We start from the raw sequence: 19,214 nt of genomic DNA on the forward strand, positions 1-19,214 counted from the left end.
CAAGTCTATAGAATCCGGGATACTTATACCAACTAAGGCAGAGTATTTTGAAGCGGGGTCTGTTCCAAAATATTCAACCTAATATAGGAAGTGAAATTTACAAATCTGCTGATTTTGCGGTACTATTCTGTCACCAGATTTTTCTTAAACATTTGTAAACTAATAGGAAGCTCACGTTAAGCATCCTACTTTGGAGAGTTTGTAATGAAGCAACTGGTTACTGCTGAACGCTTCTGTCTGATTGGTCACCTCGGAGCAATGGCTTTCGGGTTGGCAGGGCTGCTGCTGGTGATGCCGCATCCTGAATTTCTCTCACTGCTGCCTGCGGGACAAACTCTCTTTCAGTGGAGTATGGCTGGCGGTGGTGTGGTTTATATTTTGCTGGGGACGATTGCCGTTGCGGTTTATGCCTATCGCACGCTGGGTCTACGCAACTGGCTAGTCTTTATGCTGCCAGCAATTCTAATTTCTTTAAGCAGTGAGCTACTGGGAACTAGCACTGGCTTTCCTTTTAGCGACTATAGCTACTTGAGTGGCTTGGGGTACAAAATTGCAGGTCTGGTGCCATTTACTATCCCTCTGTCCTGGTTCTACCTGGGTTTAGCCTCTTACCTCCTAGCTCGTGCCGGGTTGGGAATTGGTCAGGTGAATGCGGCAGGTGAGCTGCCCAAGTTTGGCTGGTTGAGACAAATTGTGGCGATCGCCCTGGGCGCTTTGCTACTCACCTCTTGGGACTTTGTGCTTGATCCAGCTATGAGCCAAACGGCAATGCCCTTCTGGTACTGGCATCAGCCCGGAGCTTTCTTTGGAATGCCCTACCAAAACTTTGCTGGATGGATGGGTACAGGTGCAGTGTTTATGACGGTAGCGGCTCTATTTTGGCGCACGCGACAGCCCGTCTTGCAGCGTTCTCAACTGAATCTGCCGATCGTCATCTACCTGGGCAATTTTGTTTTCGCCACGGTGATGAGTTTGGCTGCTGGAATCTGGATTCCGGTTGTTCTGGGAGTTGTTTTAGGGGTGGTTCCTGCTGTGATCTGCTGGCGCACATCACAAACTGCCGACCTTGAAGCAATTTCTGTTACCGGATTTGTTAGTGAGACGGAATCGCTAAAGCCCAAGCAGCCTCCCGCTGCTGTTGGAGTTAGTGCCAAGTGATGATTGTTGGAAATGTATGGGCTACTGCTGCTGACCTTTGGGTTGGGGCCGTAGCCTTTTTTTTCGTTTTGGTGCAGTTTCCGGCGATCGCCATTCTACTTTCTCGCTTACTTCAAGGGCCAGGGCGGCAGCCGCCTCTTTCCCCTTGCCAACCTACGCCCGATTTGCTGGGTCAGGTGAGCGTTGTGGTTCCAACTTTGAATGAAGCTGAGCGAATTGGTCCCTGTCTTGACGGGCTTAGCCACCAAGGATACGAAGTGCGGGAAATAATTATTGTTGATAGCTGCTCCCAGGACGGTACGGTCGATCTGGTGAAGGCAGCACAGCAGCACGATCCCCGTTTTCGGCTAATGACCGATGATCCTCTGCCGTCTGGCTGGGTGGGTCGTCCTTGGGCGCTGCACAACGGATTCTTGTCTAGCTCCGAGGGCAGCGAGTGGATTTTGGGAATTGATGCAGACACGCGCCCGCAAAAAGGTTTGGTTGCCAGTCTAGTTTCAACGGCAACCGAGCAAGGCTATGACCTGGTTTCGCTGTCGCCTCAGTTTATTCTCAAAAGCTCGGGTGAATTTTGGCTTCAGCCTGCTTTGCTGATGACGCTGGTGTATCGGTTTGGCCCGGCGGGAGCAGCGACAGACAGTTCAGAGCGAGTCATGGCTAATGGGCAATGTTTTCTCTGTCGGCGATCGCTCCTCACCGATTTAGGCGGCTACACCAGCGCCCGCAGTTCATTTTGCGATGATGTCACTCTGGCTCGATATGCTGCCAGCCGGGGCGCAAAAGTTGGCTTCTTGGATGGCGCAAAGCTGTTGCAGGTGCGGATGTATGAAGGGGTTGCGGAAACTTGGCGTGAATGGGGGCGATCGCTCGACCTCAAAGATGCCTCCTCCGTTGCTCAGAAGTGGGGTGACTTAGCATTTCTATTGGCTGTCCAAGGTTTGCCCCTGATTAACCTGCTGGGACTTGCAGCACTCATGGCGGCAGGCTTTCATTCCTTGCCCGTGTTGGTGGCGTTGACGCTAAACGCGGCTCTGGTAATCATGCGAGTTGCTTTGCTTTGGGCGATCGCGCCTTCCTATGCCCGCACCTCAGCCCAAGGAAAGTGGGCTTTCTGGTTGTCTCCTCTCGCTGATCCGGCAGCAGTTCTGCGGATCTTGCTTTCTTCTCTCCGCACTCCAACTCAGTGGCGCGGTCGGAGCTATTCTTAGCCATAAAACTCATGCTAGAACTTCCCACCCTCTATCTTGGATTGTTGGGCAGTGCGATTGCAGGTCTGGCAACAGGCGTAGGAGCACTGCCCATCCTGTTTTTCACCCGAATCACCCAAAATGCTCAAGGTGTCCTGTTGGGGTTTGGTGCGGGCGTGATGTTAGCAGCGACAGCCTTTTCGCTAGTGGTTCCAGGGTTAGAAGCTGCCACTGTTCAGATTAACAGCTCCGTTTATGCCGCAACGATTGTGGCTTTTGGCATTGTCTTAGGTGGCGTGTTTCTGTGGTTGAGCAACCGCTATTTCCCGCATGAACACTTCTTTAAAGGACAAGAGGGTAGCAAACAGGCAAACCTGAAGCGAGCCTGGTTGTTTGTGATTGCGATCGCCATTCACAACTTCCCAGAAGGGTTGGCAGTTGGGGTTGGCTTTGGTGGAGATGACATTTCCAATGCGATTGCCCTGACTGTGGGCATCGGTCTACAAAACATTCCAGAAGGATTAGTCGTAGCGATCTCGCTTCTGGGTGAGGCCTATTCCAAACGAGACGCAATCTTGATTAGCTTGATAACGGGCTTAGTTGAACCCGTGGGTGGCGTTATTGGCGCTGGTGCAGTTTCAATTGCTCAACCCTTCCTTCCTGTGGCGATGGGTTTTGCGGCTGGAGCAATGCTGTTTGTGATCAGCGATGAAATTATTCCTGAATCCCATCGCCTCGGCTGTGAAAAGTCTGCGACTGCCGGAGTGATGGTCGGATTCGTGATCATGATGTTTCTAGATGTGACGCTAGGATGAGCTTCCTTCGATCGGGAAAAAAAGGAGTGGGCGATCGCTGAAGGTATTGCTATCAAGACTAGGCTTCTTGAGAGCCAGCAGCGGTCGCCTCCCTCCCTAGCATTCATTCACCTGTGATTAAAAACTACCAGGCAGACTTGTCATCGAGATGTTGCAGAGATGAAGTTGAGATGACAAACTTCAAGATTCCTTTATATCTCTCAGACGGCTCAAAGTCCCATCGGTAGCCCTACCGCTTTACGCCAAATCTTCACCCACTTGCGGTAAGGTCGCCATGCCAATGTCACAAAGGCTATCTAAGATTTAGATACTAGTAGCAGAGATATCTAAATTAGCCCACGACATGAACTGCCTTACATCTCGGTTCAGCAAGCGCAACAAACTGAACGAGACATTCAACATCCAATTATTCACGCTAGCATCTCACACTCCGGAGGACTATGAAAATAAGCCGTCGCAACGACTCTGACCATCAAGACACTGATCTGCAAGATTCAATTCCTGCTTCTGACTTTGTTGCAACGGATGCACCTAGCGATCGCAAGAGACGCAATCCCTTCAGACAGGCACCCGTCTACTTGGCGCTGATCTTAGCAGGTACAGGAGTTGGCATCATCGGCAATCGTTTGGTGGGGTCTGAGCTGCCCATTCCGGCTCAGCCGTCCCTTGAGACTCAAACAAGCGAACTACCCATCAGCTCGGCGGCTCCCAGTGCATCGCTAATCCCAGTCAACCAAAACTTCATCGCAGCAGCGGTTGAGCAAGTTGGTCCCGCTGTGGTTAGAATCGATTCTTCGCGTACCGTCAGTACTCGTATACCTGAAATTTTTGGACGCAGATTCTTTGGTGAATCGGGCGATCCCAATTCACCTCCAACTCGGGTCGAGGAGGGAACAGGGTCAGGATTTGTAATTGATGCAGACGGACTGATCTTAACGAATGCCCATGTTGTAGATGGTGCTGACCAGGTGACAGTAACGCTTAAAGACGGGCGCGAGTTTAGCGGTGAAGTATTGGGAACTGATCCCGTGACAGACGTTGCGGTCATCAGAATTGAGGCGAACGGGCTACCCGCCGTTAAAGTGGGCGATTCGGAGCAGATTCGACCGGGAGAATGGGCGATCGCCATTGGCAACCCCCTTGGACTCGACAACACTGTCACTGCCGGGATCATCAGTGCCACAGGACGCAGCAGCGCAGACGTGCGTGTACCCGACAAACGAGTAGACTTCATCCAAACGGATGCTGCTATCAATCCTGGTAACTCTGGTGGGCCATTGCTGAATGAGCGGGGTGAAGTAATCGGGATGAACACCGCCATCATCGGTGGTGCACAGGGTTTAGGCTTTGCCATTCCCATCAACACGGCTCAAGACATTGCCAACCAGCTCATTGAAACGGGCCGAGCTGAACACGCTTATCTGGGCATTCAGATGGCGACCATTACTCCAGAGTTAAAAGAGCGCCTTAGCCAAGATCCCAACATTGATGTGCAGATTCCAGTAGAGGAAGGGGTTGTAATTATTGCAGTTGAACCCAACTCCCCCGCCGCTAGTTCGGGACTGCAAGCTGGCGATGTAATTCAGCAGGTTGGTGGACAGGCTGTACCCACTTCTGAGGAAGTGCAGCGCATTGTGTCAGATAGCAGCGTGGGTGAAGACCTCTCGATGCAGGTGCTTCGCAATGGAGAAACGGTGAACCTGACCGTTCAGCCCGGAGATTTTCCGACTGAATAGTCGAATTAGAGCCATAGATGAAAGGGCACCCCGCTGAGCGGGGTGCCCTTTCATCTTAAAGAGGTGATCTAACAAAGAGGTGCATAGCTTCCATTAATAAAATTCATGGAAAAGACTGGATTGATCGGGGCAGTTGCGCGAAAATCAAACCAGAATTGGGGATGTTTTATGAGAACAGGTAACCTGGACGGAATTAAGCTTTCCCAGTTGCGGGCGCTGGTTGCAGTCGCAGAAGTCAGCAATTTTAGCGAAGCTGCCCTGCGTCTGGAGGTTTCTCAGTCAGCAATCAGTCATGCGATCGCCGCTCTAGAAGAATCATTAGGTGTCGTCCTGTTTTCACGCGGACGACATGGCGCACGACTCACCCCGATTGGCGAACGGGTCAAAGATCACGCTGAAGACATGCTGAAGCTGCTGGATGTCATCGGCAAGGAAGTCAACCTGACCAAAGGGTTGAAAGGCGGACAGGTGCGCGTCGGTGTGTTTCGCAGCGTCGCAACTCGTCTCCTGCCTGAAGTGATTGTGCGGTTAAAGCACTACTTTCCTGACATCACCACTACCCCAATTGAATACCGCGATGACGATCGGGTCGAGCAAGCCCTGCGCGAAGGACGGGTAGATGTCGGCTTTACCTGTATGCCAATCACTGACGGGTTTGAGGGTTGGGAGCTAATGCGCGATGAATACGTCGTGCTGCTGCCGCCCAAATTGCAGCGTCCCGAGACCCCTCTGACTTGGGAGGAACTGGCAACTTACCCGATGATCATGACTTCTGGGCAGTCCAAGTTAGATTACTGTTCCGTTTTGACTCGTCAACACTTTGCTGAATTGGGGCAGCCGATCAACATCGCCTATGACATTCAGGAAGATTCAACTAGCGTTGGCATGGTTGAGCGCGGTTTGGGGGTAACGGTGCTGCCTCGTCTGGCGACCGAACCGCTGCCTCCAGAAATTCAAGTTTGTTCCTTGCCCGTGCCGCTCTATCGCCATATCCAGGTGGTAATGCTGGCAGATGCCCTGCATTCGCCTGCTGTGTACGCTTTCCTGGATACGCTAAAGGAACTCTATCCGCCTGAACTGCAAGCTACGCCGATTAGCTCTGAACGACGACAGAAAGTGTCGAGGGCGATCGCCTAAAGCTGTATGAAGCTTAACCACTTTCAGGCTGCCGATCGCTTCTATGAAAGAGTAAAAGATCACCTGGAGCAACACACAGCGCAGCACTGTATGCTGCTGAGAGCCTGCTATGCCCTGTTGCACAATCCTCAACCTCGCGCTCGCCCTCCTTACCTGGCAACCGTAGAAGCAGAGGATATTCTTGCTGTTGCCGTATGGATTTCGCCCCGCTATTTAATTTTGTCCCAAGTGCGGGATTTTGCAGCATTAGATTTGATTGCTCAAGACCTGAGTACTCATCAGGAACCGCTACCGGGTGTCAGCAGTTTGCCAGACATTGCTACTGCCTTTGCCCAAAAGTGGCAGGCCTTAACACAGCAATCTTACAAACTGAGCCTGAAACTGTGGGCAAATCAGCTTGTGCAGGTACAGTCCATTCCTCAGGCGAGTGGATACTTGCAGCTTGCTGAGGAAGGCGATCGCTCCCTCCTAATCAACTGGTTGAAAGCGTTCGACATTGAAGCATTAGGTCAAATTGAAAATAATGCCGAAGCTTCAGTTGATCGTGCTCTAGCCCAAAAAACGCTGTATCTTTGGCACGATGGAGTGCCCGTCTCAATGGCTGGCGGCAGAAAGTCTTTACCCAATGGCGGTTGGATTTCACCTGTCTACACGCCGCCTGAATATCGCCGCAAAGGCTATGCCAGTTCTTGCGTAGCGGCACTCAGCCAGAGGTTGCTAGACCAGGGCTGTGATTACTGCATGTTGTTTACGGATCAGACGAATTCTACATCCAATCACGTTTATCAGGCGATCGGCTATCAACCGGTGTGTGATTGGTATGACTACTCGTTTTATCAATAGACCTCCTGCGTGAATGTTAGTGCAGCGCAGCCACATTACCATTCACGCCTCAAAAAGTAATTCATGCAGGATGTCTAATCATCCAGTGGTTGAAATCGCTGGTTTCACGATTGGCAAATTTTTCCTGCCTCAACCGTAAGAATTTGAGAAGATTTAAGCCACTGTGCATCAAAGGAACCGAGATGCGTTGTAGTAATCAGAGTTTGGAATCGATCCTGAATGGTTTCCAGGAGTTTGTTTTGGCGGTTCAGATCTAGCTCTGCCAATACATCGTCTAGCAGCAACAAGGGCGCTTCACCAACAACGGATTCGATTAGTTTTAATTCTGCTAGCTTCAGCGACAGTACCAGGGTTCGCTGCTGTCCCTGGGAGCCGTACTGCCGTGCAGGGGTTTGGTTGATGGTGAATTCCACTTCGTCGCGGTGCGGTCCGACTAAGCTTGTGCCCTGATAGTGTTCAGCGATCGCCCGCTGCTGAATTTTTGCTAGAAACGCCTGCTGCACCACAGCGGGATCATCCTGCTCCAATCCAACATTGGGAGCGTAGTTTACTTCAAGCAGTTCCTTGTTGTCGCTGATCGCCTGATGCCAGGATTGGGCGATCGGAGCCAGCCGTTCTATCACTCTGGCACGACGACGAATCACGCGGGAGCCAATTGCCGCAAGTTGAGCATCCCAGATGGCAAGCTGGGTTGCATCGGGTGGGATCACCTCACTACCAGCCGATTCAGCCAACGATTCAACTGCTGGGACTGCCTCATCTACAAAGCTAACTGGAACTGGGCGATCGCCATCTTTCCGCTGCTGTTTGAGGAATGCATTGCGCTGGCGTAAAACGTGATTGTACTGCTGCAAGATGTAGGCATAGACGGGTTCCAGTTGGGTGAGCAGAGCATCCAGCCAACTACGTCGTTGTCCAGGTCCGCCCCGCACCAGATCCAGATCCAGGCTAGAAAACTGGACGGCATTCATGACGCCTAAAAAGTCGAGCTGTCTTCGCAGCGTTTCACCGTTTAGAGCAACGGTGCGGCGACCGTTAGCGCGGAGGGCGATCGCCAAGTCGGTTAAGCCTGTGTCTTTTTCGAGCGTGGCAGTAATTTGACCAATAGCTTCCCCCTCTTGCACGAGTTCGCGATCGCGAGTTGCCCGGTGCGAGCGCAAGGTTGCCAGCAGTTCGGCAGCTTCCAAAAGATTGGATTTACCTTGAGCATTGTCTCCTAACAGGATGGTTTTAGGTGCAAAAAACTCCACCTGCTGATCTCGGTAGTTGCGAAATTGGCGCAGGTGGAGAGTTTTCAAATACATTTTTACAAGGTGTACGGTGCGTTTAGCCCATGCGTCTGCTTAAGAATAGGCGAATGAACAGCTTTTCTAGCTCAACCCAAACAAACATGAGTGAGCTAAAGCCGATGCAAACTGCAAGTTCAAACGGGCTGAGGTAGTGCGTTCCAAAGAAGTTCCGCAATGGCTCAACATAGACTAGCAGCAGTTGCAGGATCGTCGTTAAGCCAACCGCCATTAAGATAAAGGGATTTGAGAAGGGATTTAGCTCTATGGTGAGACGGCTGTTTGAGCGAATGGCCATCGCGTGTCCCATCTGCGCTAAACAAAGGGTCGTGAAGACCATTGTTTTCCACCGCTCAGGGTCACCAGACTGCTGGCTGTAGTTGTATGACCACACCATCAGGGCGATCGCCAGGATTGCCAAAATAATACCAATTCGCACCATGTAAAGTCCCAAGCCCCGCGCAAAGATATTTTCCTCTGGGTCGTGGGGTGGACGGTTCATCACGTTGGGTTCTGCTGGTTCTACAGCTAGCGCTAGGGCGGGTAAGCCGTCTGTCACCAGGTTCATCCATAGAATTTGCAGTGGAGTGAGCGGTACGCCCCCCATCGGCAACAAAATTGGGGAAGCTGCAATCGTCAACACTTCGCCAATATTTGAGCCGAGGATGTATTTGATGAAGCGACGAATGTTGGTGTAGACGACTCGTCCTTCTTCCGTAGCGGCGACAATCGTGGCAAAGTTGTCATCTAACAGCACCATATCGCTTGCCTCTTTGCTCACGTCTGTGCCCGTTATGCCCATCGCGATACCGATGTCTGCTTGTTTCAAAGCAGGCGCATCGTTCACGCCATCGCCGGTCATCGCTACGACTTTGCCCTGACGCTGGAGGGCCTGCACGATTCGCAGTTTGTGTTCTGGAGCAACCCGCGCATACACGCTGACGTGATCGATTTCTTGCTCTAAGCCTGCTGCGTCTAGTCTTTCTAACTCGCGGCCAGTGAGGACGCGATCGCCTGGTTTGGCAATGCCCAAGTCTTCGGCGATTGCCTGTGCGGTCAACTGATGGTCGCCCGTGATCATAATTGGACGAATTCCAGCGGTGCGGCATTTGGCAACCGCATCACGCACTTCAGGTCGGGGTGCGTCCAGCATGTCCACCAAGCCCAGCCAAACCAATTCTTGCTCCGTCGTTTCATCGGAACCTTCTGCTGGTACTTGATTAAGCAGCTTGTAGGCAAAGCCTAATACCCGCAAACCTCGCGATGCCAAATTATTGTTTGTCTGTAAAACCTGGTTGCGATGCGCCTCCGTTAGGGGCTGCACCTGTCCACCCACGCGAATCTGCTGGCACCGCTCCAGCACCAGTTCAGGCGATCCTTTACAGAATAAAACGAGCGATTCTGCCCCAGGAATAAAGCTAGCCAATTCATCCTTCGCCCCTCTTCCTTCATCCTTCACGATTACGCTCATGCGTTTGCGCTCAGACGAGAAGGGAAACTCAGCTGCACGAGGCAAATGCTCTGTCCAATAGTGACGGTCGAGTCCAGCTTTACTGGCAACGACTAGCAGGGCGCCTTCAGTCGGGTCACCTAGAATTGTCCAGACTCCATTCTCTTTCTGCAAAATCGAATCGTTGCAGATTATGCACGCTAGCAACAGCGCCTTTAAGTCCGGTCTGTCTTGGGGAGACGCAACTTCGTTGTCATGGTAAAACTCACCCGTGGGGTCATAGCCTTCTCCAGTGACGCGCAGGGAAGCATCTACCGTATGGAGCGACTGCACCACCATCTTATTTTGGGTGAGGGTGCCCGTTTTGTCAGAGCAGATGTTGGTGACAGAACCGAGCGTTTCTACCGCAGGTAGCCGGCGAATCAGCGCATGACGGCGCACCATCCGTTGTGTTCCTAGTGCCAGGGTGACAGTAATAACGGCAGGCAAGCCCTCTGGCACAACTGCCACCGCCATGCTGAGTGAGACTTCTAGTAAATCTTCTAAAGGTTCCCAGCTTCCGGCTCGGAGCAAGCCGCCAATCACGACCAGCGCAACCAGGGCAAGCGAACCTGAAACCAGGACATTGCCCAGTTGCGTCATTCTTTGCTGCAGCGGGGTTGGCTCGCTTTCGACGGACTGGAGCAGTTCGGCAATGCGGCCTAGCTCCGTTTTCATGCCCGTACCCGTGACTAACACGGTGCCGCGCCCCTGAATAACTTCAGTTCCTTGATAGACCAGGTTGATGCGATCGCCTAACTGTGTATCATCAGGCAACTCAATTTCAGCCCGTTTATTGGCGGCGTGCGCCTCTCCGGTGAGGGCAGCTTCTCGCACTTGCAGATTTGAAGACTCTAATAGACGACCATCCGCTGAAACCTGTACTCCTGCCTCTAGCAGCATCAAGTCACCGGGTACCAACTCTTTAGAGTCAATATCCATGGTTCTGCTGTCTCGGATTACCCGAACTTTAGGCGAAGCAAGCTGTTTCAACGCTGCCAAGGCTTTCTCAGCGCGGCTTTCCTGGATATAACCCAACGCTCCATTGAGAATCACAATCGCAAAAATGGAAATCGCGTCTTTGGGAACAGGTGTGACTCCCTCTGCTAATGCGCTGCGAATGTCTATAATGGCTGAGATAATCGCAACTGCGATCAGCATCAGCAGCATGATGTTCTTGAACTGATCGACCAGAATGGCCCAGTTGCTGCGTCCGCCGCGCTCTTCTAGCTCATTTAGACCGTAACGCTGTAGCCGTTCTTGAACTTGCTGAGCGGTTAGACCTGTCTGGCGATCGCTCTGAAGCAACCGCAGCGCTTTCTCAGTTTCAAGATTGTGCCAAACACTGGGAAGCGAATCTGGTGGGGAATCCGAAGCCATAGATGAGTTCATCAACTTTTTACCGTGAAGCAGCAGTAGACTACAGTAGACTACAGTGCCTAAATCCAAGCCGCATTCGTCTAGGAGGATGAGGTTTTGGACTCAGGCTAAGTTTCTAGATTTTACTCAGTCGCATAGCCCGAAACAATGCCACTGTAAAACAAGCGGGTTACAGCCTCGTACGCCCAATGGTCGGTAGACACATCTGCAAAAGCTGGCTCAAACTGCTCAATTGGTGTTTCTAACACCGCACTCAGGGGCAACGGAGCCTGATCGCGGCTAATCGTTGCGCTAGTTGGACTAGTCTGCGCTACCGCAGGAGCAGTGGGGCTAGTAAATCGAGGTTGAGCAGCTTCTATACCCGATTGCCCTGAATCTTTTATGAACTGAGCTTGGGCGGCAATAGGAATGAAGCTAACGCTGGTGGCGATCGCCACTGCCATCCAAAACCGTCCTTGAGCCAAAAATAATTCTTTCATCGCTGTCTTACTGGGAGTACCAATTCAAAACCAATCGAGAGCCAGAGAATGAAATCTGCTAGATCATTTGCCAAATCGGTAGATCGTCAAAGAAGCACATCAGCTTGTAGAGGCAAGTGCAAGCCCGTCACATTGGGTCACATTTCAGCTTCAATGGTAGCGAACAACCATAGCACGAGCTTCAGCATTGCCTGAATGCAGATAGGCTAAGCCAAGACTTCTTATTATTGTGCCTTATAAATTATTGTGCCTTATAGATATTGGCAGGCTCCAGAGGGTGTGAGTGACTGCCTGTCTTATCCTTAGACCTCAACCCCCAAATTTACAAAACTCATTAGGATGAACCATAGACACTCTCCTCTTTGATGGTGCTATGAACTTGTTCACCCAAATTTTTCATCTTGTTGGTTCTGGTGCAGTCGCCTACATCACGGCGCGCAATATGCGGGATTTGCAGACTCGCCCGAACTTGCTAGCAGGTTTTCAACTTGCAGAATCAGGCTCAGTCCCTTTTTTAGAAGCGCTCAGCCAGAGAGCCGCTGCGGAGGGGGATGACTGGTTAGCCGAAAAGCTTAGCCGCCACGCTCAAGACGAGCGCAAACACGGACAGATTTTTGCCCACGCCTTAAAGCAACTCAACAAACAAGTGATTGACTTTAAGCAGGTGCCCCAAACCACAGCAGAAGGTAAACCCGATGAGCGGCGGCGCAGTCCTTTCTTTGATGCTTACTTTGAGGGCTATTCTAGGGAAAATATGAGTCCAGAAAAAATTGACTGGCTTGTATTTTTGGGCAGCACTCATATTTTGGAGCTAGATGCCTGTAAAGATTTTGCGCGAATGGCAAACGCTCTGCCCGACGATCCTCAGAGTGTCAATTTGAAGAAGAGCATTCTCAGCATTGCCCAAGATGAGAAGGGACATGCCGCCTACTTGCTAGAAGCAATGGAGCGTCGTCTGCCTCACAATCAGGTGATAGCCCTGGTAGATGAATGGCGGACTCGCAAAGTTAATGCGCTGCTAGCAATGGTGGGAAATTTGATCCAGCGAAATGGACAGCAGCCTTCTCTCGTACAGGATGGAGTACCCGCTGAAATGTCAGAAGGTGTAGCAGAAGGAAAGGAGTTAGCGGCTGTTTGAAGAGGGGTTAGGGGCTGGGGGCTAGGGGCTAGTGCTTCCTGGTTCCCGAACTGGAGATTAGGAACCAGGAAGCACCAGGAAATAAACCAGTTCCTAGCCCCTAGCCTCTTCCTTCCAATGGCTGAAAGGATTTTTGGCCAACGCGGCGTTGAAATAGCGCGGATCGTGAGAAACTTCTGGTCCAATCCAGGAGGGCAATTCGACGGGCTGATTTTCGTCAGATAGTTCAACTTCTGCCACGATCAGCCCTTGATTTTCTCCGGCAAATTCGTCGATTTCCCAGGTTAAATCACCTTGTCGAAGGACATGTCGGGTTTTCTCGATCAGGGGGCGATCGCACAACGTGTCTAGCATTAGCGTTGCGTCTTCGGTTGGAATTGCGTACTCAAACTCTGGACGCACCAGTCCAACCGCCGTACCCTTGATCGTCAAAAATCCTTTTTCGCCTGCAACCCGCACCCGCACAGTTCGCCGCACGTCTGAGAAGATGTAACCCTGACGGTAGAGCGTTCCAATGGCAGATTTCCGCCATTCGTCTCCAACTACCAGGAATTTTCGTTCGATTTCGGTTGCCATTATTTTCACTTGCTAGCTCTGAGCGCTTTCCCCTTTCTTGCCAAGTAACCAGTAGGTCATCATTTCGCCCCGCCCTTTGATCCGGATACTGCCTCTGGGCTTGAGGATGTATTTCTCTCGTAGGGCGTTGTAAGTTACTTCTGTTACTTGAATTTTATCGGCTACGCCTTCGGACTCCATGCGACTAGCGACGTTAACTGTATCCCCCCAAAGGTCGTAGCTAAATTTTTTGGTGCCAATTACGCCCGCTACGACAGGACCGGTGTTGATACCGATGCGGAGGCAAAAGGAGTCACCTGTATCGCGGTGAAATTGGGCGATCGCCTGCTGCATGGCTAAAGCTAGGTCTGCGATCGCTTCAGCGTGGTCGGGTTTAACCTGAGGCAAGCCACCCACCGCGATGTAAGCATCTCCTACAGTTTTGACTTTTTCCAGGCGATACTGTTCGACGAGCTGATCAAAAGTCGAGAAAATTTGATTCAGTAGTCTCACCAGTTGAACAGGTGGTACCTGGGCTGAATAGGGCGTGAAGTTAACGATATCTGCAAACAAAATGGTGACTTCAGCAAAATTATCAGCAATTACCTGCGCCTGTCCTCGCTTTAGTCGCTCAGCAATTTTTTGGGGCAGAATGTTGAGCAACAACTGTTCTGTGGCTCGACGGGCTTGACGTAATTCTTCTTCGGCTTGTCTGCGCTCAGTAACATCTTTGACGCTGCCTTCGTAGTACAGCAGCGTGTCATTTGCGTCTTTGACCACCCGAGCATCTTCAGAAATCCAGATAACACTGCCATCTTTGCAGTAGACCTGAGACTCAAAATCTGAAACTATGCCGTATTGCTGCATGTAGGCGATGAACTCGGCTCGACGGGTCGGGAGGACGTAAAGCTGACGGCCAATATTGCTGATCTGGGCAACTAGTTCGTCAGGCGATTCGTAGCCGTAGATTTTAGCTAGAGCAGGGTTGGCGCTGAGATAACGCCCATCAGGAGAGGTTTGAAAGATACCATCGATGGCGTTTTCAACGATGCTGCGATATTTGTCCTCGGCGTCCTGGCGATCGCCAATTTCTTGCTGTAGGCGAACGTTTTGCTCTTCTAACCGCTTTTGCAAACTGCGGGTGTTAAGTTGCAGCTCAACGCGAGCTAGCACTTCTTCAATTTGAAAGGGTTTTGTAATGTAATCGACCGCACCAACTTCAAACGCTTTAACCTTATCTAAGGCATCGTCAACGGCGCTGATAAAAATGATTGGAATGTCTTGCAGCAGCGTGTCTGCTTTGATTTGTTCGCAAACTTCGTAGCCGTTGATTCCTGGCATCATAATATCCAGCAAAATCAAGTCGGGCATGATGTTGCGAATTCCAGTCAGGGCAATTGAGCCGCTAATCGCCCCCCGAATGTCATAGCCTTGCTGACTCAACGTAGAAGATAAGAGATGCAAATTTTCGGGTGTATCATCTACGACCAAAATTACTTTTTGGTAGTCTGTTTCTTGCCATTCAAAGCCTAGTAACTCAAAGATTTGTTGCTCTAAGTCCAGCAATTCCTGACGGTGCTTTGACTTTTGCAAACTAAACGTTTGGTGAGATACCGTCAGAGCCTTGAGTTCTAAAACGGCTGTGTTGATTTTTTCAGTTTCCACATAAAGGTCTGCAATTACTGCGTCAAAATCGCTCAAAGCGTTAACGGTAATTGCAGATTCTGGAGCCAGGTTAGACTGGAGCCGATCCAGGTTGCGGCGCAGCAGTCTACGAATGTAGTAAGCGATCGCTGGTGGTAGAGACAGCCTTTCCCCCTCGGACAGATCAACAGCTGATTTAGAATCGGGATTTGACATATAGGCTCCAGCTCTAGTCTTTGTCCGTCCTGGGAAACCATTTTTGTGGCGATCGCTACTCCTGACTCTGAGTAGGTTGAGCTAGCTCAATCAGGGTCGCAAACTGAAAATTATAGACTACCTTCTTCAGTGCGCGGGCAAGTTCTGCATGTTCCGCAGGAATTTGCTTAATCAGCTTTGTGCAAAGGCTAGGGTTGAGTTGAGTCGCGGCGTGCTGTAGCTCCGTGCGCCAGGATAGTGGCATCACCTTCAAATCTGAAGCCTGTAAAGGTCGTTCTGTGGCAGGTGTATCTGTGTTTTGCTGAAGTTCATTAGCTCGTTCAGGGGTTTCAGTATAGGCATAGCGCACGCCTAAACGTTGAGCGATCGCCGTCAACAGTTCATCTGCTCCAATCGGTTTATAGAGGCAATCGTCGCAGCCAGCTTCTAGCATCCGCTGTCGCTGTTCATCAAAGGCACTGGCCGTTAGGGCAATAATTGCAGTGTGGGAATGATAATCGGACGATAGTTGTGCTTCTCGCTCCCGTTTTCGGATTTGCTGAGCTGCCTCATAGCCATCCATTACAGGCATTTGCATGTCCATCAGGATCAGATCAGGCAACCAGCTTTGCCAAAGGGCGATCGCCTCTTTGCCATTCCCCGCCTCTCGCACCTCAAACCCCATCTTAGTCAGTAGCTTCACGATAATCATCCGATTCGTAATCTGATCTTCGACGATCAGCACCCGGCGAGTTGGCTGATGCGGCTCCAGGCGGACAGCCCTCCTGGGTGTAGGAGTATTTCCTTGTCGATTGGCAGAAACAACTGAGTCAACTCGAAGCTCAAACTTAAACGTCGAGCCTTGTCCCACAGTGCTGCTAACCGTGATGTCGCCTCCCATCAGTTGCACAAAGCGGCGGCTAATCGACAGCCCTAGACCGGTTCCCTGTTGAGCTTGTTGTCCGGCTTTTGCCTGCACGAAAGCATCAAACACGGTGTCAAGCTCTTCTGCCGAAATTCCCTGTCCGGTATCTTCAATTTCAAAACAAAGCGTTACCTGCCCTGGTGGACTGGTCATCGGTCTGCTTTCGTAGTCCCTCCCCACAGATTCCTCAATCCTCGTCGCAACGCCAAGCAGAACACTTCCAGTTTGAGTAAACTTAATTGCGTTACTTAGCAGGTTGATGAGAATCTGACGAAGTTTTCCCTCATCTGCTTGAATAAACTGGGGAACCTGAGCAGTGCGATTGAATCGCAATTCCAGTCCCTTAGACTTCGCCTTGAGCCGAAACATTTCCTCCAGGCTATTCAGCAGTTGATAAAGGTCAAAGCAGGTTTGATTGAGCGTGACTCGACCCTCATCAATCTTGGACATTTCCAAAACGTCGTTGATCAGTTCCAGCAAATGCTCACCGCTGTGCAGAATAATGTCTAAATATTCTTGGGCTTCTGGCGCACTGGCAGGAGTTCGCCCTAAAAGCTGAGTGAATCCCAAAATTGCATTAAGGGGCGTTCGCAATTCATGGCTCATGTTTGCCAAAAACTCGCCCTTCGCTTTGTTGGCGGCATCTGCCCGATCTTTGGCTTCTCGCAACTCTGCCGCCTGGTGCTGCACCTGAGCAAATAGTTCTGCTTGTTGAAGGGAAACTCCCATTTGTGCTGCAACGTGAATGACGATGCCTATTTCGGCCTCTTCCCAACGGCGTGGTCCTGAGTTTTGGTTAGCAGAGAGCAGTCCCCACAGTTTGTTGCTCTGCCAAATCGGAACCGTCATGCAGGCTCTAGCTTGCAACCGCTCAAGCAACTCGATGTAGCAAGTACTAAACCCAGCCTGATAGATGTCTTCGACCCAGATTCCCCGATTGCCTCGACTGTAGATACCTCCTTGAGTATTTTGCAGGTGGGTATCTTGGACAAAATTTGTGGGTGGCTCTAGTCGCTTCACCCTGCACTCTTTGCTGCTAGTGAAATTTTGCGTCAGATCAGGCTCAAGTTCCTGTTTTTGAATTAGAGGAATCCAACCGCTTGCAACCGACTCAGAGACAAAGTTGCCGCTCCAGTCCGGGTTAAATCGATAAACGACGACGCGATCGCACTTCAATAGCTGCCGTAGCTCCTGGGTTGTTGCTTTAAAGATCGTCTCTACGTCCAGACTTTGGCGCATCTGCTCAATCACACGGGTGACCGCTCTTTCACGTTCCAGACTGGCTTGGAGCGCTTGCTCTGCCTGTTTGCGATCGGTGCTGTTAATTGAGGTGCCAATGATGCGATGAATCCGAGAGCCATTCCAGATCGGCACCAGGTTGGTAAACCACCACACCTCCTGTCCATTAAAAGGCAAACATTCTTCATAGCCGATGGCTTTGCCCAGATCCACACAGTCCTGATAGTGTCGCCGTACTGCTGTTGCGGACTCTAGTGGAAACACTTGCTCAGGCGTTTTGCCACACAAATCGGTAGACGAAATGCCCGTAAAGCGTTCATGAGAAGGATTCAACCCGGCATAGCAAAATTCGCCATCTTCTAAAACGTCAATCACAAAAATGGACTCTTCAACCCCCTCATAAATGCTGCGGAGGAACTGTTCTTGTTGTTGCAATGTGGCTTCAGTTTGCTTACGGGTGGTCACATCAACAGCAGTACCGAGAATTTGAGTTGGAACCCCATTCTCATCTCGGGTAAAGACGACATCGCGCGATCGCAACCAGCGCCATTCGCCATTGGCACACTTGAGCCGATATTCCCGCTCTACAACCTGACCATCTGCAACCTCTGCCCAAGCATTGACGTATTCCGCTAAAACTTCTTGATCTTCAGGGTGAAATTTATCTAAAAGAAATTGTGAACCTGCTTGCAAAACTTCTTCTGGGTGATAGCCTAACGTTTCATAAATTTGATGATTAACGTAAATGCTTCCCTGCGTTGTCAGGTCAAAAATATATAAAAGCTGTGGTGAATCGTCAGTTACTCGTTCAATAAACCGTTTACTTTGAAACAGTTCTTCTTCGGCTTGTTTGCGATCGGTAATATCGCGCGCAACAATCAAAACAGACTGAATTGAGCCATCTCGTGCAATCTCAGGAACAATGCGAGAAAAATAATAAGCAGTCTTATCCGGCAGCAAGATTTCATACTCCAAGCTTTGTTCTTGCCCAGATTCTAAAACTCGCTGAACTGCATCCTGCCAAAGGGTTGCTAATGGCTCAGGAAACCCTAATTCCTGATTGGTTTTACCAATAAACGCTGAGGCAGGAATTCCTGTTTCTTGCTCCACCTTTGGATTGACATACAAATATCGAACCTGCCGATCAACCCGCATGATTGCGTCTGGTGAATTCTCAACTAGCGCTCTAAATTCTTGCTCTCGTCGGCGCAGTTCAAACTCCATTTGTTGTCGTTCGGAAGCTTCTTGCTCCAAAATCCCAGTTCGTTCCTGAATCCTTTGATCCACCGAAGCATTCAGTTGTTTTAGCTGCTGATTGACTTCCTGTAATGTATGGGTTTGTTTAGACAGTTTTCGGTCTTGCAGATAGCTATGAACTGCGTCCACAACGGCTATCAGATCCTCAGGCTGCCAGCGTTTAGAAATGTAGCGATGCAATCTAGCTTGTCTAAGTGTATTGCCTACTGCCTCTAAGGTTGCTTGCCCAGTTAGTGTGATTTTGAGCATGTTGGGCGATCGCTCATGAATACACCCCAACAATTCATTGCCCTTGATCCCAGGCACCACGTAATCAGCTGAAATTAAGGCGATTTCGGCTTGTTCATCTAACAGTTCCTGGAACAGCTCTAGTACATCTTCACTACCTTCAGCCGTTTCAATAATGCATTCATCTCCTAATGCTTTTTTAAGCTCAATTTTAAGGCTGTCTAATACCGCAGGCTCATCATCAACACAAATAACAACGGGTTTATTCATAGTTTCATTAAACCTGATTTGATGGTTTCAATCAGTTCTTCAGCCTGCCAGGGTTTGTGCAGACAGCGATGCAAATTGGCTTGCTCAGTCGCTCTGGCGATCGCTCGTTTCTTGCTCAATGCGATCGGTGTATTCAACAACAAGCTGCTCCAAAGATTCAGCAATATTTTGCAGTGTGATTAGTCCAGTGACTTGCGGCTGATTACTTGCTGAATCGGAGCACCAGGGGCAAAAATCGGAGGATGACACTGAA

At 50.4% G+C, this 19,214-nt stretch carries 14 protein-coding genes; 7 read left to right on the forward strand and 7 right to left on the reverse strand.

From position 1 onward, the window contains the following. The first annotated feature begins 204 nt into the window (after positions 1–204). From cruF to H6F88_RS21525, 6 genes are all read left to right on the forward strand, one after another. Positions 205–1,158, forward strand: a complete 954-nt coding sequence (gene cruF, locus H6F88_RS21500; RefSeq protein WP_190644776.1) for a gamma-carotene 1'-hydroxylase CruF — start codon at positions 205–207, stop codon at positions 1,156–1,158. Further along, a complete protein-coding gene (gene cruG, locus H6F88_RS21505; RefSeq protein ID WP_190644856.1) occupies positions 1,158–2,366 on the forward strand; it encodes a 2'-O-glycosyltransferase CruG in 1,209 nt (402 codons plus the stop codon). The genes cruF and cruG overlap by 1 nt, the downstream gene beginning before the upstream one ends. 11 nt (positions 2,367–2,377) lie before the next feature. After that, positions 2,378–3,160: a ZIP family metal transporter gene (locus H6F88_RS21510; protein ID WP_190644777.1), complete on the forward strand. Its 783-nt coding sequence runs from the start codon at positions 2,378–2,380 to the stop codon at positions 3,158–3,160. Between the two features lie 440 nt (positions 3,161–3,600). Further along, the gene (locus tag H6F88_RS21515; protein ID WP_190644778.1) at positions 3,601–4,896 is read left to right on the forward strand and encodes an HhoA/HhoB/HtrA family serine endopeptidase; all 1,296 of its coding nucleotides are present in this window, start codon (positions 3,601–3,603) and stop codon (positions 4,894–4,896) included. Between the two features lie 168 nt (positions 4,897–5,064). Next, positions 5,065–6,033 (forward strand): LysR family transcriptional regulator, encoded by a 969-nt coding sequence (locus H6F88_RS21520; protein WP_190644779.1) that lies wholly within the window; start codon positions 5,065–5,067, stop codon positions 6,031–6,033. 6 nt (positions 6,034–6,039) lie between these two features. Next, the gene (locus H6F88_RS21525; protein WP_190644780.1) at positions 6,040–6,876 is read left to right on the forward strand and encodes a GNAT family N-acetyltransferase; all 837 of its coding nucleotides are present in this window, start codon (positions 6,040–6,042) and stop codon (positions 6,874–6,876) included. A gap of 104 nt (positions 6,877–6,980) precedes the next feature. Here H6F88_RS21525 and recF read toward each other — a convergent pair whose 3' ends face one another. The 3 genes from recF to H6F88_RS21540 form a co-directional block, all read right to left on the reverse strand. Then, positions 6,981–8,180 carry a DNA replication/repair protein RecF gene (recF, locus tag H6F88_RS21530; protein ID WP_190644781.1) on the reverse strand — a complete coding sequence of 400 codons (1,200 nt, stop codon included), beginning with the start codon at positions 8,178–8,180 and terminating at the stop codon, positions 6,981–6,983. 22 nt (positions 8,181–8,202) lie between these two features. Then, the gene (locus tag H6F88_RS21535; RefSeq protein WP_190644782.1) at positions 8,203–11,031 is read right to left on the reverse strand and encodes a cation-translocating P-type ATPase; all 2,829 of its coding nucleotides are present in this window, start codon (positions 11,029–11,031) and stop codon (positions 8,203–8,205) included. Positions 11,032–11,153: 122 nt separating this feature from the next. Then, complete coding sequence (locus tag H6F88_RS21540; RefSeq protein ID WP_190644783.1) at positions 11,154–11,510, reverse strand: S-layer homology domain-containing protein; 357 nt, start codon at positions 11,508–11,510, stop codon at positions 11,154–11,156. A 373-nt stretch (positions 11,511–11,883) separates the two neighbouring features. Here H6F88_RS21540 and H6F88_RS21545 point away from each other — a divergent pair, with 373 nt between their 5' ends. Continuing rightward, a complete protein-coding gene (locus H6F88_RS21545; protein WP_190644784.1) occupies positions 11,884–12,648 on the forward strand; it encodes a ferritin-like domain-containing protein in 765 nt (254 codons plus the stop codon). A gap of 93 nt (positions 12,649–12,741) precedes the next feature. On the opposite strand, the gene H6F88_RS21550 is transcribed toward H6F88_RS21545, so the two are convergent. The 4 genes from H6F88_RS21550 to H6F88_RS21565 are packed head-to-tail and all read right to left on the reverse strand — an operon-like array spanning position 12,742 to position 19,098. Beyond that, complete coding sequence (locus H6F88_RS21550; protein WP_190644785.1) at positions 12,742–13,224, reverse strand: CYTH domain-containing protein; 483 nt, start codon at positions 13,222–13,224, stop codon at positions 12,742–12,744. A 12-nt stretch (positions 13,225–13,236) separates the two neighbouring features. Continuing rightward, positions 13,237–15,063 carry an adenylate/guanylate cyclase domain-containing protein gene (locus H6F88_RS21555; RefSeq protein WP_190644786.1) on the reverse strand — a complete coding sequence of 609 codons (1,827 nt, stop codon included), beginning with the start codon at positions 15,061–15,063 and terminating at the stop codon, positions 13,237–13,239. 55 nt (positions 15,064–15,118) lie between these two features. Next, a complete protein-coding gene (locus H6F88_RS21560; RefSeq protein ID WP_190644787.1) occupies positions 15,119–18,961 on the reverse strand; it encodes a PAS domain S-box protein in 3,843 nt (1,280 codons plus the stop codon). After that, on the reverse strand, positions 18,958–19,098 hold the full coding sequence (locus H6F88_RS21565; RefSeq protein WP_190644788.1) for a hypothetical protein: 141 nt from the start codon (positions 19,096–19,098) through the stop codon (positions 18,958–18,960). Before H6F88_RS21565 ends, H6F88_RS21560 begins: the two co-directional genes overlap by 4 nt. Positions 19,099–19,214 lie beyond the last annotated feature (116 nt).

The organism is Oculatella sp. FACHB-28, assembly GCF_014696015.1.
In the GTDB taxonomy this organism is placed as follows: domain Bacteria; phylum Cyanobacteriota; class Cyanobacteriia; order Elainellales; family Elainellaceae; genus JAAUTN01.

Bases quoted from the DNA above. Each gene is read 5' to 3' on its own strand.
- cruF (WP_190644776.1), top strand. From the start codon at position 205: ATGAAGCAACTGGTTACTGCTGAACGCTTCTGTCTGATTGGTCACCTC.
- H6F88_RS21520 (WP_190644779.1), top strand. From the start codon at position 5,065: ATGAGAACAGGTAACCTGGACGGAATTAAGCTTTCCCAGTTGCGGGCG.
- recF (WP_190644781.1), bottom strand. From the start codon at position 8,180: ATGTATTTGAAAACTCTCCACCTGCGCCAATTTCGCAACTACCGAGAT.
- H6F88_RS21535 (WP_190644782.1), bottom strand. From the start codon at position 11,031: ATGGCTTCGGATTCCCCACCAGATTCGCTTCCCAGTGTTTGGCACAAT.
- H6F88_RS21545 (WP_190644784.1), top strand. From the start codon at position 11,884: ATGAACTTGTTCACCCAAATTTTTCATCTTGTTGGTTCTGGTGCAGTC.
- H6F88_RS21550 (WP_190644785.1), bottom strand. From the start codon at position 13,224: ATGGCAACCGAAATCGAACGAAAATTCCTGGTAGTTGGAGACGAATGG.
- H6F88_RS21515 (WP_190644778.1), top strand. From the start codon at position 3,601: ATGAAAATAAGCCGTCGCAACGACTCTGACCATCAAGACACTGATCTG.
- cruG (WP_190644856.1), top strand. From the start codon at position 1,158: ATGATTGTTGGAAATGTATGGGCTACTGCTGCTGACCTTTGGGTTGGG.
- H6F88_RS21555 (WP_190644786.1), bottom strand. From the start codon at position 15,063: ATGTCAAATCCCGATTCTAAATCAGCTGTTGATCTGTCCGAGGGGGAA.
- H6F88_RS21510 (WP_190644777.1), top strand. From the start codon at position 2,378: ATGCTAGAACTTCCCACCCTCTATCTTGGATTGTTGGGCAGTGCGATT.
- H6F88_RS21525 (WP_190644780.1), top strand. From the start codon at position 6,040: ATGAAGCTTAACCACTTTCAGGCTGCCGATCGCTTCTATGAAAGAGTA.
- H6F88_RS21560 (WP_190644787.1), bottom strand. From the start codon at position 18,961: ATGAATAAACCCGTTGTTATTTGTGTTGATGATGAGCCTGCGGTATTA.
- H6F88_RS21540 (WP_190644783.1), bottom strand. From the start codon at position 11,510: ATGAAAGAATTATTTTTGGCTCAAGGACGGTTTTGGATGGCAGTGGCG.